Source organism: Paenibacillus harenae DSM 16969 (assembly GCF_000422465.1).
Classification (GTDB): domain Bacteria; phylum Bacillota; class Bacilli; order Paenibacillales; family Paenibacillaceae; genus Pristimantibacillus; species Pristimantibacillus harenae.
The window spans coordinates 217640-234975 of record NZ_KE383842.1 but is presented as its reverse complement, the minus strand read 5'-3'; the positions used below and the strand labels follow the sequence as shown (position 1 = coordinate 234975).

Genomic DNA, 17336 nt, shown 5'->3' with positions numbered 1-17336 from the left:
TCAGAGCAATTCTATTTCATCAACTCGTTTGTTGAACTTCAACTTTCTTATTTCGAACGTCCCTTGGAAGATGTTTTTACACGCTTCCGGCGTTTCACACTCGATACCATGACATTTTTCTCCGTATGCGTATAAATGTGCTTATAGACAGGACAGCAATGATGCTGCTTAACCGTTTCAATATTTTGAACGACATTCACAAGCTGCGGATGGTAGTAGTCCTCGTATTGTGTAATCGGAGGATCATAGATCGTTTGCGTCGGACAATTGGGACAAAATTCCATTCCACTCATACCGCCGACATTGCCGGCATTTCCGGCACTTCCGACATTACCGACATTGCCCATATGAAAGTTATTATTACGGTTCAAAGCAATTATCTCCTTCCTGTTTTAGAATACACCTTATTGTATTCACACAGAGACAAATCGACCTGTACACTTGACCCGGGAGGCGATAGCCCCTTAGGTTTCCGAGGTATAGAGGCGTGAGAATTGCCATGTATCGGATACCGCCGCCGAATTTTTAACGCCTACTCGACTGCCTTGTAATCGAACCAGTCGAAATGAACCGGCGATTCGGACCTGGCGCCGTTGCCCGTCGCATACAAGGCGAAGAACACGCCTGTGAATCCGCCGGCGACTTCCGTTGCGAGCAAAGCGGTCTCTCCGCGTCCGAACCAGAATGTCGGCTCGCCGGCATCCGAGAACCCGAATGTGTACTGATCCTTATCCGCTTTCACATGCAGCACGAGCGAATCGGAAGTCCAAGGCGCTTCATTCTCAATCTTCTGCAAGCTGCCTATTCTTCTGCGGAAAATGATCTTCCTCTCTCCGGAAATTCGGGTCACCGCAAGCTCGTAGTGAAAGCGATCATTCATGTACACGGCAATACCCGCTTCTTCTCCGTCCCGCTGCGGCGCAAACGTCATATGCGCCGATACGTCGCAAACAAAGTGCTGCTGCCTTCTCCCTACAAACGCAGGCGCGCCGCACTCATTCAATGTCGTCTCGTTGCCGCGCAGCGTCAAGCAGCTCTCCTTTTCGCCCAGCGACCATAGCTCCGGGCTCGACGTTCGCATCATATTCCAGTACGTCGCGAGCGCCGGACTCGTGAAATCGTCCTTGACCGGCTGAGCGGCTGCCGGCTGCAGCGGGAGCGTACCGGATGGCATTAACTCGCTTACGGTCCCATTCTCGCCGATGACCGGCCAGCCATCCTCCGTCCAGATGACTGGCGCAAGGAATGTCTCCCTGCCGAGGTGATGGCGATTCGGATAACCGACAGGCCGAATGCCCAGGAATACGGCCCACCAGCCGCCGTCCGGCGCCTGAACGAGATCCGCGTGTCCCGTCGCATGAATCGGCATACGCCGGCTCCTGTGGGTCAGAATCGGATTGCGCGGGCAGCTCTCGAACGGACCGTCCGGCAACTCGCTTCTTGCCACGGTCACCATATGCCCGTACTCGGTGCCGCCTTCGGCGATGAGCAAATAATACCACGCTCCGATCCGGTATAGATGCGGAGCCTCCGGATATTGCCCGCCGGTCCCCGTCCATAGGAAGGTAACATCGGAGACTCTCTTGCCGGTCTTTACGTCGATTCGGCTCTGATAGATGCCGGGGCCCTTAGCTCCATTAGAGGACGACGTGAAATAGACCGTCCCGTCCTCGTCGAAGAACAGATCGGGATCGATGCCGGGATGATCGACGAAGATCGGGTCGGACCATTCCCCCCGCGGATCATCCGTAAACACATAAAAGTTGCCACCGGCCGAGACGTTCGTGGTCACCATGTAGAACGTCCCCTTATTTTCGCGAATGGTTGGCGCGAATATGCCGCCGGAGCTTGGAGCCCGGCTCAAATCAAGCTGCCCGGGCCGGGTCAGGACATGGCCAAGCTGCGTCCAGTTGACAAGATCCTTGCTGTGGAAGAGCGGGACGCCCGGATAATACTCGAAGGAGCTTGTTACCAAATAGAAGTCATCGCCGGATCGGCAAACGCTGGGATCCGGGTGGAAACCGCTAATAACGGGATTTTTGTATGGCATGCCACAAAACACTCCTTTACGTCAAACGATTTATTGTCCAAACTTACCCTGGTGATCCGATATGCGGCGTTTATTCCGCCAACTTGGAAGGATCAACGACCGCCCAGAACGCCGGTTTCGCCTGAAGCTGCTTGTCGAACAGGAGCGGCGCCTCGGTGCGTTTCACCGGAAACGAATTCAGCCACGTATGGTCATCCGCGATTCCCCAGAATACGACTCCGCTAAGAATATCCTTGTTCGCCTTGAATGCCTCGAACAGCTCGCGGTACCGATCCGCTTGCTTCTTCAGCACGTCATCCGGAATTTCCGCGCCGAAATCTTTGCGATCGTTCCAAGCATAAATACTCATATCCAGCTCGGTAACCAGATTGTCCAGGCCGAGCTCGCCGAACTTCCGCATCGATTCGACGATGGAATCGACCGTCGGCCCATAAATGCTGATATGCGTTTGATGACCGACGCCGTCGATGGGTACGCCTTTGCCTTGCATTTCCTTCACCAGTTCATATAACCTGTCGCGCTTTGCCGGATTGTCCGTGCCGTAATCGTTGATGTACAGCTTGGCTTCCGGCCCGCCCGCTTCGCGCGCCGCACGGAACGCCGTCTCAATATAATCGGTGCCCGTAATCTTGTACCAGTCGCTGGCGCGCATCCCGTCCGGATCGCCGGGTTCGATTACTTCGTTCACCACGTCCCACGAATGGATATCGTCCTTGTACCGTCCGACGATCGTCCGGACATGCGTGCCGAGACGTTCCAGCAGCAGCTTCTTGTTCGCTTCGCGCTTCGCCGGATCGGTCTCATCGACCATCGGTTTGCCATCCGCATCCTTGAAGAACCAGGCGCCGACCTGGCTGTGCCAGACAAGCGCATGGAAGCGCACCTCCATGCCGTTCTCCTTCGCGAATTCGACGATCCGGTCAGCGTTGCCCCAAGTGAAATGGCCTTCCGCAGGCTGGATCGCACCCGGCTTCATCACGTTCTCCGCGACTAGCCATTTTACGTGCTTCTTGAGCAGCTCGGCCCCCGGTCCCTCCGTCTGGAACGGTTCGATGGCCGCTCCGATCGGGAAATCGTCGGCGTACGTTTCCGAGAGCGAAGGGATATCCGCCTGCGCCGGCGGCTCGGAAGGCTTTGATTCGAATCGGTTTAACAGCAGCACGATGAAGACGATTGCGATTGCCGCAGCGACGGCGACTATGGCGTTTATTCGTTGTTTCTTTGAATCGGACAAGCGGATAACCACCTTCCCGGGTTAATGGGCATACGCAGGTTGCGAATGCATGAAAACGCCTTGCGAAAACCTCGGCCCCCGCAAGGCGTTTTCCTTATCCTAAATAAAGCTTATCCTACTATACCGGTTCGCTCAATACTTTCCACAAAATAGCGCTGAACGAACAAATATATAATAATGAGCGGTAAAATCGCGAGCAGAATGCCCGTATCCTGCACCATGCTCATATAGAACGGATCCGCTTTTGACGCATCGCCGCCCGAAAGCTGAATCGCCAGATTGTACGGCAAGGACGACAATTGCGTAGACATGACTTTACTCGACGTTAAATACGTCGTCGTAAAGAAGCTGTCGTTCCATTGCCATACGAACGAGAAGAGCGTTGTTGTTATAATGGCCGGCACCGCGTTTGGCAGCATGATGCGGGTGAACGTTTTCCCTACACTGGCGCCGTCAATGTACGCCGCTTCCTCGACTTCTTTCGGAATCCCCCTGAAAAATTGCCGGAAAATAAAAATATATAATCCCGCTTTGAGCGAATTCGCTGTCAGCGACGTAAGAATAAACGGCCAATAGGAATTGAGCAGATTAACGGACTTCCCGGCAATCAAAGGAATCAGCCCCATTAAGGTGAAATCCTTCAGATTTAAATAAATCGGAATGAGGATGGTCGTCGGCGGTACGAGAATGGTTAAAATAACGCCTGCAAAGAGCAGATTGCTTCCTTTGAATTTCAGGCGGGCAAACCCGTAACCGGCGAGCGCGCAGGAAATCGCGGTCAGAATCGTCGTCGTCGCCGAAAGCGTAAAGGTATTGAGCAGCGTCTCCCAGTAGTCCATAATCCTGATCGCGTTCATGAAATTATCCAGCGTATAATGCTCGGGAATCCATACGACGATCGGCGAGTATAGGTCCGTTTTGTCCTTAATCGCCGTTGAGATTTTCTGTAGAATCGGGTACAAGATGACGAACGATAATCCTGCGATCAGCGTTAACCGAATGAACGACCAAAGCCAACGCTTCCAGCTTTCTAACGACAGCAATCGAGAAACGGGCATCTCTTACACCTTCTTTCTACTCATTCGTGGTAAAAGACTTTTCTGGAGACAAAATAAGAACTGAGCAACAAAATGATGGAAATCGCCAGAAAATAAATCCAGGCCATCGCCGAGCTGAGACCGAAGTTAAATTTGACGAAGCCCGTATCGCGGATCAAGTCCGTCAACGCGTTACGCGAGAAGGAATCGATGATCGTGTAGATCATATTGACCAGAATAAGCGGACTGACCATCGGAAACGTAATTTTCCAGAAGGCTTCATAACCGGTAGCCCCCTCCATCTTGGACGCTTCGTACAGTTGAGGAGAAATTGTCTGAATGCCGGCAAGGAAAATCAGGATCTGGACGCCCGATTGGCTGACGATCTGGTAGATCCGGTCCACCGCCCCCGTCAGATACAAGACGATTGTCTCGCTTACGCCGGCTTGCAGCATCATTTTAGCCAATTCAAAGCTTCCAAAAGCATTCAAAACGCCTCCGGAGCCCGCATTCTGCTCGTTGACGGCTTGGATCAAGCTGGTGCTCTCAAGGGTTATAATGATCCCGGAGGCCAGTATGACCGGCAAGAAAAAGATGGACCTGGCCAAGGATCTTCCGAAAAACTTCTGGTTCAGCAGCACCGCCAGGAATAGGCTGAATATGACGATCAGCGGTACGTTTACGACCATATTCACGATCGCTTCCGTCAGCGTCCGGTTAAAGCTCGCGTCGACGGTCAAGGCTTGCAAGTAATTCGTCCAGCCGGCAAACGTGACCGTCAAGCCTTCCGCATTGGCTTTTATGGTGCTAAAACTGTACCGTAAGGAAGTCAATAAGGGAATAAAGAAGAAAAATACAAATCCAAGCAGCCAAGGCAAAACATAAACAAAGCCCCAAAGCGCTTTCTGTTCCGCATACGTCATTTGTTTCATGAGCTTCGTCAAGGATTTCATGATCGTCCACCACCCGTCACATAGCTCTCGGCTTCGACCGTCCTGCCTTCGACCGTCACTTGCGAACGGTTATAATTCACAATGACATAAGCGCCGTTCTCATAGACCGTTTTGAACACGCCTTCGCTCAGCTTCTCATGCCCGATGATCCGCTCGCTCCGTACATTTCTCAGAACCTCGTTCACTTGTTGATAGATCTCGGCCGCCTGGTCGATCCACTGCTCGTAATTGACGGCATACAGATGGTCATACTCCGTATCCTTCACCTTGTGATTAGGCTCATAGATCCATTCGAAATATACGCCCGCTCCGTATTCCAGACATTTCAGCACATATTGCTTCGCATCCGTATAGGTGGACAGGTTATAAGGCGCTCCCGTATAATCGATGAATCCGCGAACGACCATTTGATAGAACGGAATCACCTCGTCCTCGATTTTAAATTTGCTGTTCGACATAGGCGCATCGGTGATGTCCGTCAGGAAAGGAAGCGCATAGGCATTTCCTCCTTCAGCCATCAGCTTGAGGTCCGCTTCGCGAATCTTGTTCAGCGCTTGGACGGATACGCCTTCGGACTCCGCCCGGTCGATTTGCTTGTTCTTGCGGTAATCGCTGTTCAATTGATCGGCCAAGTCCCGCAGCGAGATGCCGCCGGTTTGATAGTCGCTGAAATCCTTCAGCATGGCATCCGCGTATTTGCCGGCCTCCCTCGGCGAGACGACATAAGACGGCGACCGGTTTCGATCGCGTCGGTTCAAAGCCATGTCTAGCGGATAAAGCGTTGCGGGAACGCCTCTTAACGTCCTGGAAGCTTCCTTCGTCTCGTCGAACCCTGAGCTTGAATGGGCAGTAAGAATCGCCACATCCGGATAGAATGAAATCCCCTCGTTCCGCGCAAACGAAACAAAATCCCGCAAGCCTTCGCTCCCGCCGATCGCCCGGTCGACCGACAGGTTATCCGGAACCTCGTGATCAAGCCCTTTGTTAAACCATCCGGAGTACTTGAGCTTGATTTGTTGAATATTGCGCTGCTGCATCTGAGCAACAATGCTCTGGGCTTGGTCGAATGTCGTAAGCGGCTCAAGCGCCCGATATGGAATTCCTGCGAAATGCTTCTTCTTGGAAATGCTTCCGATCAGTTGCAAGTAGAATGGCGTATCTCCCGGATCGTCTTTCGTCCCCGCTTGGGGGAGTCCGTTATTCCGCTTCAAATAGTCCTGATAGTACGCAGCCAATCCTTGATAAGAAGCGTCTTCGCCGTCCAGAAAAGCATATCGGACCGTGAAGTCGGTCTTCATCGGATTTTCTTGAAACTTCGGCAGCGAGCGCTGCTGTCCGTTCGCATCCAGGCTTAGATCGCCTTTGTTCAGAAAGGAGAAGCTCGGATAGACATAGTTATAGCTGTTCAGCCTGCCGCTGATATCGGCATTAATGGCCGCAACGGATTCGCCTTCTTCAATAATGCCGATAAAAGCTCCGCCCTCGCGGATGATTCCGAATACCGGAAGCCTGACCTCTTGCGTTCTGACCGCATCTTCGGTCGTGATCATCGTCTGATCCGTTCCGTATACCTGCTGCAGGTAGGCCGGATACCGGGTTTTGCCGTTGTTAAAGCGGATAAGCGCTCCCGACCCGTCAGGGACAAGAATGGATCCCTTCGTATCCGTTCCCCCCGCGCCAAAGAAGCTCAGAAGAGAAATCGTATTTACCGGATATTCCTCCGGATAACGGATGCTCGAAACCGGTACTTTGGCAACGAGACTATCCCCATCGAGAACATATTCGATCGATGCAAGGAACACCCGCGGTTCCGGCTTCGTCTGAGCCAGATTGTTCTCCGTGATATCCGCCGCAAGATCCTCCTCCGTATAACCCGAATCCTCGAATGCCTTAAGCGCCCGGTCAAGCTGAAGACCTTTCAGCGCGCCGTCGTTTCTTACATAAACGGAAGTTTCTTTATCTTCGGTATAGGCGATTTTCAATGCCCGCTGCCCCGTATGATCCAATTTGCTTAGCACCTTTTCTTCAAAACGGGCTTTGCCGATCTTCATGGGCATGTCGTCCATTGTTTTGGCGCTCGTTCCGAACTGATAGGACACCCTTATGCCATTCGTAATCTCTTCGAATTTGATTTGTTTGTGGACAACGCTGTCCGAATAGGAATTGACTGCGTTAAGCTGGCCGAACAAATTATAAAAATCGAGTTTCAATTGCGACGACAATACGCCTTTGTTAACCCCTGCGGCCAACGGATCCGATTGGCGCTCAGGCGGATTGCTGTGCCATATTTCGCCGCTTTGCTTATGAATGACCGCAACCGCGCCCGTCTGATCATCCGCATACAATTGTAGAAAATCATTTTCGGCTATCCCCTTCATGCCGTCCGCGCGGGAATCCGTGAAGGAAGCGCTAAGAGCCTTTCCTTGCGTGAATGCCTCGGCAAGCTGTTCGCTTTCTGCCGTCTGATTAGCCGGACTTTCATTCATACAGCCTGCAGCGATGATGCAGGCCAGTAAACATGCAATAAGCAGGGCATATCTGGCAGCTGTGCTCATCTCTCCCCCCTCCTTTCTTAACTCCTCATCACGATTTCTTGATAGATAACGGATATGAAAGCGATAATCTGTTGGACCAAGCTAAAGAACAATAAACTGATAAAGGCCATAAAGCCCATTGCAACGACAGTCAGAATGAGGATCCCGATCGTCTTGGACGGCGTAAATTGATGCACCGTCATATTCCCGACAAATAACAGAAACATAAACCAGATCACGGCAACGCTGTTCGAAAAATAATAAAATGCCGTCTCCTGCATCGAAATGACGTTGCTAAGCCAGATCCACGGGAAATTAACAACGACCAGCGGAATGAGGGCAAAGCATGTCGAGGTGAAGATTTCAACAAACTTTCCTTCCCCGTCCATCAAGGTCGTAAGCGACCAATTGGCCACGCACCAGAACAAGATCGGCACGACCACGTACACGACTTCCAGGAAGCTGTTCATTTCGTTCGGATTGAACAAATTAACCAGGAAACCGCTGTATTGGCTGCTCAAGATATTGGTAACGGCCAGCAGGAACAAAACCGTAAAGGAAATGATCAAATTGAACCTCTGACTGCGGTCATATTTCAGGTCCCAGTAGCCGTTGAAAGGATGTACGATGAGGTGTAACGGATATTTAATCCACTCTTTGCTCAATGGAAACACCCCTCTTTCTTACCGACGTTTTCCGATAATTTCTCAGCAATAGCGCACAGGCTGCAAGCACGACGATAACGGTCATGATCGTGGCGAAGTGCTCCCTCATCACTTGCTTCCGGAAGAGCAGGAACGCCTTCGAATAATTCGGCTGATCCATGCTTCGTTTAAAATGCTTCATCGCCTCGTCGTAATCGCCTTGCCTGAGAAGCGACTTGCCGATGCCGGCATAAGCGAATTCCAGATTCGCGTTCATATTGATCGTCTGATTGAATAATTGAAAGGCTTCCTCTTCCTCGCCGCTGTAATAGCTTCTAACGGCTTCATTGAGCGTCCGGCCATACGCCGTCGTTTGAAATACCGTTATCTCGCCAAGCGCCTTATCCAGGACAAGGAAATCGTCGCCAACCCGCTCAATCGCCGCCGGCGTATTGAATTCGCCCAATTGGTTGCCTATGCCCCCGAATACGTACATGAAGTGACCGTCTCCGCTATAGGTGAAGACCCGGCCCCGTTTGGAATCGAGAACGGAATACATCTCGCTGTCCGCGACATCGATATCCACGAGTCTTGAGGGGCCGGCTTCGGGCGTATAACGAACATCGCCTTGCGGGTTGAAATACCCCGTTCTCCTTAAAATGTCGTTGCCCTGGGCATTCAGCTTTTTGATATTGTCGCCCCAAAGATCCCCGTTGGTTGCATAGATGAACCCTTCGTCGTCGATATCCAGGTTCGTAAATTCCGTCGGCGTAAACATGACCATCTGACTTCGCTGCGCCCGCGTCGACAGCCGTTTCCAAAGGTATTCGACCGGATCGACATAAACGCGGTTAGCTCCGATAAAAGAAGTGAACGCCCCGTCCGCGTTAAATTCCATAAAACCGTCGAATATGCCGGTCGCCATCGCATAAATCCGCTGCGCCTCGTCCATCACGACCCGAACGGGCTGGAACTGGAAATGGGCTTGCAGCAGCTCGGATTCCGGCGCTTCGACGATCTTCACCAGTTTAATATGCTGATCGAGATGCACGACGCGTTTATTTCCCGTATCGGCTACAATCACATGCTTCTCTTCCGTTACGAAAAGGCCTTGCGGATTTTGGAACTTATCCGCTTGCCCGTCCCGATCAAAGGAATCGATCGTGGCGACCGGCTTGAACCGTTCATCCAGAATAACAATCCGATTGTTGCCGGAATCCAGCACATAGATTTGTTTGTCCTTCGTAACGTGAATATCGTTCGGCTCCTTGAACGGCCCTACCCCCAGGTCCGGCCCGCTGAGCAGAGCCGTCGCCTGATAGGCCGCAGGGGAAGCGACGGTATCTCCCCAGAAAGAGTAATTATAGGAAGCGGCGGTTCCGTCTTCGGCCTGAACAAGCGTTCCGCCCAAACTTGCGCCCAGTATGCAGCAAAGCGCAATCAGGAGGCTTGCTCTCCCTCTTCGTATGCGTCTCAACATCGTGCGCGGCCCCCCCTAATCCTTCATCCCGGATGTCGCCATCGTCTGAATGACGCTGCTCTGGGAAATAATAAAGAGCGAAATCGGGACAATCATCAAGATCAGCGCGACTGCCGCTCCAACCCCTGCCCTGGCAATTCCCCCGAGCGTAATCTGCCCCAATGCATAGTGAAGCGTCTTTAGATTTTCACTGTAGATAAAGCTGCCTCCATCGGTGCCCCACAGCATCGGAAATTGCAAAATCATAAGTGTAAGCCATGCAGGCTTGACATTGGGCATGACGATGCTCCAGTAAATGCGGTACTCGTTCGCTCCGTCAATCTTGGCCGCTTCCAGCAAGGCATCCGGGATTTGCTCCATAAATTGCTTCATCAGGAACAAACCTAACGGAAAGGCTAACGACGGCACGATGATCGACGCATGCGTATTGATCCATCCCAGCCAGGACATGACCATATAATTGGGAATGGCCGTTACATGCGGAGAAAACATCAAGGACAGCACGACGATGGAGAAAAGCGTTTTCGAGCCCAGGAACCGGTATTTCGCAAGCGGATAAGCCGCTGCGGATGCCAGTAAGATATGCCCCGCGGTACCGACAATCGTAATCAGCAATGTATTGGCAAGATAGCGCGAGAGCGGCACCCACGAATTCCCCATCAAGGCCAGCAGGTCGTAGAAGTTATCCAGCGTCGGATTGTTCACGAAAAACCGCGGCGGAAAAATGAACAATTCGTCAAGCGGCTTAAAGGCGTTGTTCACCGCATAGATTAATGGCAACGCCATGAAGGACCCGAATAAGGCAAGGAGCACGAACAGCAAAAAGCTGACGGTAAAGGAGCGATTAAGCTTTTTGGGCGTTCGGAAGACCGCCATCATTTTCATGACCAACGTCACTCACCTATCTTTCTCAACATTTTTTGCGTCAGCATGTTGGTCCCGATCATAAGGCCGAAGAGAACCGTCGCGATGGCGGACGCGTAGCCCATCTCGAAACGGATGGTGCCGAAGTCCATCAGATGCGTCACGACGGTATGCGCCGCGTAGTTGACGCTTGGAAATCCCGCAAGCGCGATCGATATGTCGGCAACCGCGAACGAAGCGGTAATCTGCATGACCGCGCCGAACAGAAGCTGAGGCCTCATCGAAGGCAGCGTAATGAACCACAGCTCCTGCCAGCGGTTCTTAATCCCGTCTACCGCGCCCGCTTCAACCAGCGTTCTATCAATCGTTTGCAGACCGGCGATAAAGGCCAGGAAGCTGGTTCCCAGGCTGAGCCAAAGCTGTACGATCATGACGATGGTCAAAATATATTTCTCGTCCAGCAGCCATTGAATCGGTTCCAATATAAACCCGGTCTTCATCAGAAAACCGTTCAAATAGCCGTAGCTGTCCCCGGAAAACACGATCAGCCAAATGAAGAACACATTTCCCGAAATCGCCGGCGCATAAAAAATCAACGTCATGAATGCGCGCACCTTGGGCGCAAGCTCATTGATAATCCATGCAAACACGAAACAGGCGATATAGCTGACAGGACCGGTAATGACCGCGAACATAAACGTATTCTTCAAGGCGATCATAAAAATATCGTCGTTAAGAAACAGCCTTGAATAGTTCTGCCATCCGACAAACCGCGGAAATTCAAGCATATTGAAATAGAAGAAACTGAGGCCTAACGAGAAGACGACCGGAATAACGGTAAATAAAAAGAAAATAATCATGTAAGGACTCATCAAAATGTAATAATGCTTGTTTCGTTTCAACTCGTTCCTGACATAAGCCAATCGGGATCTCTTCTTCGGATGAATGGAGCCCTTTATGGCTTGAGCGGTTGTTTCTGCTTGCACCCTCTTCCACCCCCTAACTAATACGGTAAATTAAATTCCTTCCGCTTAATTTCGATTTCATCGTTGATATAGAGGATATAGTCCGAAAGGGCTTCGCGAGGATTCTCATTCGCGTTGACGACTTTCCTGAAGGCATTGTCCAAATGCCTGCCCGTAAAGTAACCGCCCGGAACCTGCGGAATGCCTCTGACCCACTTCCACTGGCTCTCTAAGTTGTTATAGTCCTTGACCGGCCAAGGCAATTCTTCGAGCGCTTCCATATTAGCCGTCGGATACCGGGCCGCCTCGCCCATAAGACCTTCCATCTCGCGTCCGTAAGCAATTTGGGTTTCCTTGTCCGTCCACCATTTCATAAATTGCCATGCCGCCTCTTTGTCATCCGAATTCTCCAGCAGCATGACCGCGGTCGTGTGGCTGGCTACTTCATTGTTTATCGTACCGTCCGCAAGCTTCGTGCCCGGAACAATGGTAAAATCCCATAGGCCTTTGATCTCCGGAGCCAGGACCGTAAGCATGTTATACGTCGTATAGTCCGCAATCCCGACCGGCATCTCGCCCGTTCTGAACCGGTTCGGGAAATCCGCTTGCAGCGGGAATTTATAGCTTGTATAAAATTGCGTCCATTTTTTAAATGCACTCATCGAAATTTCGGAATCAAGTGCGCTTTTCTTATCGTCATCCCGGTAAAATTCGCCGCCATTCTGATAGAGCAGCATGGAGAATGCCGCATTCGGAACCAGGCTCGCGTTCGTGGCTTCAAGCGGCAAATAAAACGCCATATTGTGCTTCTGAAGAACCGATATCATGTTATAGATGTCCTGCCAGGTCTTTGGCGGAGTCAATTTCAGCTCCTCGAGGATATCCTTGCGGTAGAACAACATCGGGAAGGTCTGCTGCTCCGGGAGGGCATAGACTCCCTCATCGTATTTATACGGCACCAGGCCGCTGTCTCGGAAACGGGAAGCGACTTCATCGAAATCCTCAAACGTCGACAAATCGGCCGCAGCGCCCCTCATCGCATAGTTCACCGGAACGTCTTCGCCGATCTGCATCGCTACGTCCGGCCCTTCGCCGGCAAGCGTAGCCGGCAGAAGAATGTTGCCCGGGACGAGCCTAAGCTGAACGGAAATATCGGTATCCGGCGTAAAGGAATCGTCGATCAAGCCCTTCAATACTTGCGCCTGATCGCGGCCGGTCGTAATCCAGACCGTTACCGAACGATCCTTCTCTCCGGTATTGCCGATGCTGTCATAATCCTCCGTATAAGAGGCCGCATAGGCGCCAAGCTCGTGTCCCGCCTCTTCCAGGAAGGTTGCTTCCGCTCTCGGAAGCTCCCGGTCAGGCGAAGCAACGACAAGATAATCAAGCGAAAGCGGTTGTTCCCGCACGGTCAGGAGCCAAGTTCCCAGACCGCCGACATTGATCTTGTATGCATCCAATCGCTTGGCAACCGTCTCGGGATATTCCACCATATCCTTCAGCTGGCGGACCATCGAATGAAGGACGGCTACCTTGTCGCTCTTCTCGCCCGTCGCTTGTTCGAGATAATCGGCAACGCTTTGAATCGTTTCGGCTTGTTTAGTGAAAACCTCAATCATATCGGGAATCCGTTTCTCGAGCTGATAATCGCGGAACGGATCCGGCGTATTCGACGTAATCATCAAGATTTTCCGGTACATCTCATTCAACTGCAGCACGCTTGACTCGATCGTCTGAAGCAGCGGAGCGATTTCGCCCAGGGAGACTATCATTCGAATGCGATGCGTGCCCTTGGTCAAATGGTACAAAAAGGGCTCGTCGCCGCCCAGTACGTTCATCTTCCAATCCCTTTCAAAGTTAAACCGGATCCGCTTCATTTCCTGAAACGGATATTTCCCGTCGATCATAAGACTCCGCGTGGCGTAGACGCCGCGAAGCTGGTCCTGCTTTTGTTTTAACGCAATTTGATATAATCCGTCCTCTTCCGCCTCGAATTCCCATTCGATCCACTGCCCGGGCAGCTTCCAGTTCAGTCCTCCGATCGCGTTGATTCTGATTTTGGAAACATCATATGGAATAACCGTCGGGCTGGACCTGTCGGACATCGGGTATAAGGTCGGGGAAGACTTGAGCGCCGCGTCCTCCGCTTGGATGAGAATCGATTGATCCTTGACAGGCTTAATGCCTTCGGCTTCATATTCGCTCTTCAGTTGTTCGTACGTCTTCAAGCCCTGATCCTGGTAAAGCTCGATATAATCAATAGCCATCGGCTCCCGTAATGCCGTCAAGGATAGCCTTTGCGCGCCTTTGTCGAAATAGAAGGAATAAGGCTCATCGTAATAACCGTATCTGTCGGTGATCGCCGAGATTTGCCATGCGGGCTTCTCGACCTGTCTCGGACGCAGCTCGTTTCCTCTGTCGTCTCTCTTGATCTCGTCATGCCGATTTCCCCAAACCCGGTCAAACAAAATAATATCGGCGCCCTTAAAGGGGATTTCCCGATTAATGGCAAACTCTCTTTCAATCGCGGAGCTCTTTCCCTCGATCGGATAATAATGAATTCTAACGTTGTACAGGCCCGGCTGACCGATCTGCACGTCCCAGCCAATGGACCCCGTCTCCGGCGTAATGACCGCTTTTCCGTCCAATCCATGCAGCTGTTCCGCGACTTCGAAACCGTCCCCGACGGTTTCGGCATATTTCTCCCCCTCGATTCGGATGACCCCTTCAGGCCGCTCCGCAGCCTGGTGGACGTTTAAATAATCGTCATACCCGCCTTCTCCGGCCGATTCCGTAACCGCTTCAAAATCTGCCATGGCCCGAACTTGCCCGTTTCCTGCCGGATTCGAAGGGTTGAACGCCCAAATGGACAAAAAAAATACGGCTAGAACCAGTATGACGATTACATAGTTCTTCTTTCTGATGTTCAACTTTTTCTCCCCCTTCTGCAGCAAGAAGTATTTCAATCCGCTAACAGTCCCCATTATAGAAAATTTCTTAATGGGGACTGTCCGTCAATCCATATCAATGGTTATGGGGCATACACTTCGTCAATCGCCGCCTGGAACGCCGATTTATACTTCTCGACGACGGTGGAAACCGAAACCCCGCTATTCAATTCTCCGACGAAATCATAGTATTTCAGATTCGGGAACGTATTGTGGTCGAGAATGATCATGTTAGGCGCAACCATCTTGGCATTGTTGATGTCATCTTCGTTGGTAAACAAAGTTTCATACCAGCCTTGATCCGGATAATCATACATGGATTCGATGTCGTTGATCTTTTCCCAGATATACATGAGCTGCTCGGGATTCTCGACCGCTTTCGGAATCGTCAAAGCCTGGAAGAGCCCTTCATAGGAATGATATTCGGTAGCATTCGGTCCCTTCGGAAACGGAACGAAACCGAGCTCATAGTCCGGCATATCCGTCTGCATGCCGCCAAGTTCCCATAGCGCGCCCGCATACATCAGCGTGTTGCCTTGACGGAAAAATTGGCCGGGCTCCGTCCAATCGCCGCCCTCCGTCGGTCTGGCCACTTGCTCGGTTGCCAGGCGGGAAACGAAATTAAGCGCGTCAAGCGTCGCGGGATCCTCCAAATTTTGCTTATCTCCTTTGGTGAGGCCCGTATTGTTGGAATACAGAGCGTGATCCATAAGCGATAGATTTGCGAGCCCCCATGTATCCAGCTTGCCATCGTTATTCGTATCCTTGTTGGCCTCTTTGGCAACCTGAATGAACGTATCCCAATTCCAGTTATCTTCGTTCACATATTCTTGAAGCGGTTTCAGACCCAGCTGATTCAAAAGCGTGCGGTTGTAGAAGATGCCCTGAACCAGATTGGCGTGGCCCTCGCTGAATCCGTACCCTCTGCCCTCATACTGGTAATATTCATTCGTGACTTTTTGGTTGAATGCCCTGGGGTTCTTCGTATACTCGTCGATCGGCCACAACAGATCTTGTTTCACAAGCGTTGGAACCGTATACGTTTTGCCCATCCGGACGATATCGCCGATCGGCTCGCCCGCCAGCAAGGATGCAGTGGCTTTCTCCTGGTACTCGCCGTAATCGATAGCGACATATTCCACTTTGAAGTTGTGCTTCTTCATTAGTTCATCCAGGTTTTTCTTGCGCTGAATGTTGTCCGGATTGTCTTCCGGAATCGTCATGTCCCACCAAGATACGATTTTGATCGTTTTGCCGCCTAGGTCGAAATCCATCTCCGGCGTGCTGTACGCTTCTTCTGCATTGTTCCCCGCGGCATTGTCCGGCGTATCGGCCGCGCCGTTGTTCGTAGCGGCATTGGTTCCGTTGTTGGTGCTTGCGTTGGCGTCGGCGTTCGTGCCGGCGCCGCTGTTTGAACCGCTGCTGCATGCTGCGAGAACCAGAACCAACGCGCATAACAGAATCATCATCTTGCGAATCCGCATGCTTAATCCCCCTTAAGATTTGTAAACACAATCAAAGTTTAGCGCTTACATTTTGCAGCAGCAACCTGTCGAAAACGAGATATTCCACCTGTCTAATTATAGGTCGGACGCTGAAATTTCGAATCCGAATCCGCAAGGAAAGAGAAGAAGTAAACAACGGTTAGCGATATAAAGAAAAGCACATTGTTTATCATTCGCGTGTTTTACATAATGAAAGCGTAATCTTTTGCAGGCATGAATAGATCCGGCGTGCCGCAAATGCATGGGGGGTAACATTGTGTATAAAGTTCTGTTTGTCGATCTGAATCAACATTCGAGAGAAAAGATACCATATACGCTTGATTGGAACCGTGCAGGCTTTGCCTTGGAAGGTTATGCCGACACGTCCGCAGCCGCCCTGTCTTTATGCGGCAAGGATCATTTCTCGCTTGTCGCGATTAACATGAATGAAGCGCAAGCGGAAGGGATCGAGCTGTGCGGACGAATTCGCTGCCAAAGCTTCGTGCCGATCATTCTTATCGGCGGAGTCAGCGACTTCCAGCTTGCGAGAAAAGCGATGTACTATCAAGTCAGCGACTATTTGCCCGATCCCTTGTCGGCCGATGATTTAACGGCAAGCTTGCTGACCTTGAAGCATAAGCTTGACTCCGCCCTGCAAGCGGATCATCATGCGCATGCCTTGTCCTCATCCGAGAATGATTCTTCCGCGCAGACCAACGTGATCGATAAAGTGAAGGAATATGTGGAGGAAGCGCTGCATCAGAACATTACCTTAAAGGAGATTTCCAATATCTTGCACTTTAACTGTTCTTACCTGGGGCAAAAATTCAAATGTCACGTGAACATGACCTTCAACGAATACCTGCTTCAGCAGCGAATGGAGAAAGCCAAATCCTTGCTCCAGCATACCGACATGAAAGTTTATGAAATCGCGAACGTTGTCGGATACTCCGAAATGGACTGGTTCTACAAAAAATTCAAATCGTACACCGGTGTAAGCGCTAACGAATACAGGAAGATGATTTCGATTACGGCATAATCCGCGATGGATTGAGAATTAATTTATCCGATATAAAGGAAGCCGCTTGCTTTGTTCGCCGAAGCAAGCGGCTTTTTTTGTTATTGATTGATATGCTTCGGGAC

General features: G+C 51.2%; 13 protein-coding genes. 1 reads left to right on the top strand and 12 read right to left on the bottom strand.

The window, feature by feature from the left end; translation table 11 throughout:
• Positions 1-47: 47 nt before the first annotated feature.
• From H581_RS0111145 to H581_RS0111090, 12 genes are all read right to left on the bottom strand, one after another.
• Positions 48-371 carry a hypothetical protein gene (locus H581_RS0111145; RefSeq protein ID WP_051250682.1) on the bottom strand — a complete coding sequence of 108 codons (324 nt, stop codon included), beginning with the start codon at positions 369-371 and terminating at the stop codon, positions 48-50.
• 161 nt (positions 372-532) lie between these two features.
• Positions 533-2050 carry a glycoside hydrolase family 43 protein gene (locus H581_RS0111140; protein WP_028610053.1) on the bottom strand — a complete coding sequence of 506 codons (1518 nt, stop codon included), beginning with the start codon at positions 2048-2050 and terminating at the stop codon, positions 533-535.
• A gap of 70 nt (positions 2051-2120) precedes the next feature.
• The gene (locus H581_RS0111135) at positions 2121-3284 is read right to left on the bottom strand and encodes an endo-1,4-beta-xylanase (RefSeq protein WP_028610052.1); all 1164 of its coding nucleotides are present in this window, start codon (positions 3282-3284) and stop codon (positions 2121-2123) included.
• Between the two features lie 110 nt (positions 3285-3394).
• Positions 3395-4342 carry a carbohydrate ABC transporter permease gene (locus H581_RS0111130; protein ID WP_028610051.1) on the bottom strand — a complete coding sequence of 316 codons (948 nt, stop codon included), beginning with the start codon at positions 4340-4342 and terminating at the stop codon, positions 3395-3397.
• A 20-nt stretch (positions 4343-4362) separates the two neighbouring features.
• On the bottom strand, positions 4363-5274 hold the full coding sequence (locus H581_RS0111125) for a carbohydrate ABC transporter permease (protein WP_028610050.1): 912 nt from the start codon (positions 5272-5274) through the stop codon (positions 4363-4365).
• Positions 5271-7829, bottom strand: a complete 2559-nt coding sequence (locus H581_RS0111120; RefSeq protein WP_028610049.1) for a DUF5696 domain-containing protein — start codon at positions 7827-7829, stop codon at positions 5271-5273. Before H581_RS0111120 ends, H581_RS0111125 begins: the two co-directional genes overlap by 4 nt.
• Before the next feature lie 17 nt (positions 7830-7846).
• Positions 7847-8473, bottom strand: a complete 627-nt coding sequence (locus tag H581_RS0111115) for a YIP1 family protein (RefSeq protein WP_028610048.1) — start codon at positions 8471-8473, stop codon at positions 7847-7849.
• Complete coding sequence (locus H581_RS0111110) at positions 8454-9932, bottom strand: hypothetical protein (RefSeq protein WP_028610047.1); 1479 nt, start codon at positions 9930-9932, stop codon at positions 8454-8456. The genes H581_RS0111115 and H581_RS0111110 overlap by 20 nt, the downstream gene beginning before the upstream one ends.
• A gap of 15 nt (positions 9933-9947) precedes the next feature.
• Positions 9948-10817 carry a carbohydrate ABC transporter permease gene (locus H581_RS0111105; RefSeq protein ID WP_028610046.1) on the bottom strand — a complete coding sequence of 290 codons (870 nt, stop codon included), beginning with the start codon at positions 10815-10817 and terminating at the stop codon, positions 9948-9950.
• Between the two features lie 8 nt (positions 10818-10825).
• Positions 10826-11782 (bottom strand): carbohydrate ABC transporter permease, encoded by a 957-nt coding sequence (locus H581_RS0111100; protein WP_028610045.1) that lies wholly within the window; start codon positions 11780-11782, stop codon positions 10826-10828.
• Between the two features lie 17 nt (positions 11783-11799).
• A complete protein-coding gene (locus H581_RS0111095; protein WP_028610044.1) occupies positions 11800-14691 on the bottom strand; it encodes an extracellular solute-binding protein in 2892 nt (963 codons plus the stop codon).
• Between the two features lie 101 nt (positions 14692-14792).
• Positions 14793-16193, bottom strand: a complete 1401-nt coding sequence (locus H581_RS0111090) for an ABC transporter substrate-binding protein (RefSeq protein WP_028610043.1) — start codon at positions 16191-16193, stop codon at positions 14793-14795.
• A gap of 277 nt (positions 16194-16470) precedes the next feature.
• On the opposite strand from H581_RS0111090, the gene H581_RS0111085 reads away from it, so the two are divergent.
• Positions 16471-17232 carry a response regulator transcription factor gene (locus H581_RS0111085; protein ID WP_028610042.1) on the top strand — a complete coding sequence of 254 codons (762 nt, stop codon included), beginning with the start codon at positions 16471-16473 and terminating at the stop codon, positions 17230-17232.
• Positions 17233-17336: the final 104 nt, after the last annotated feature.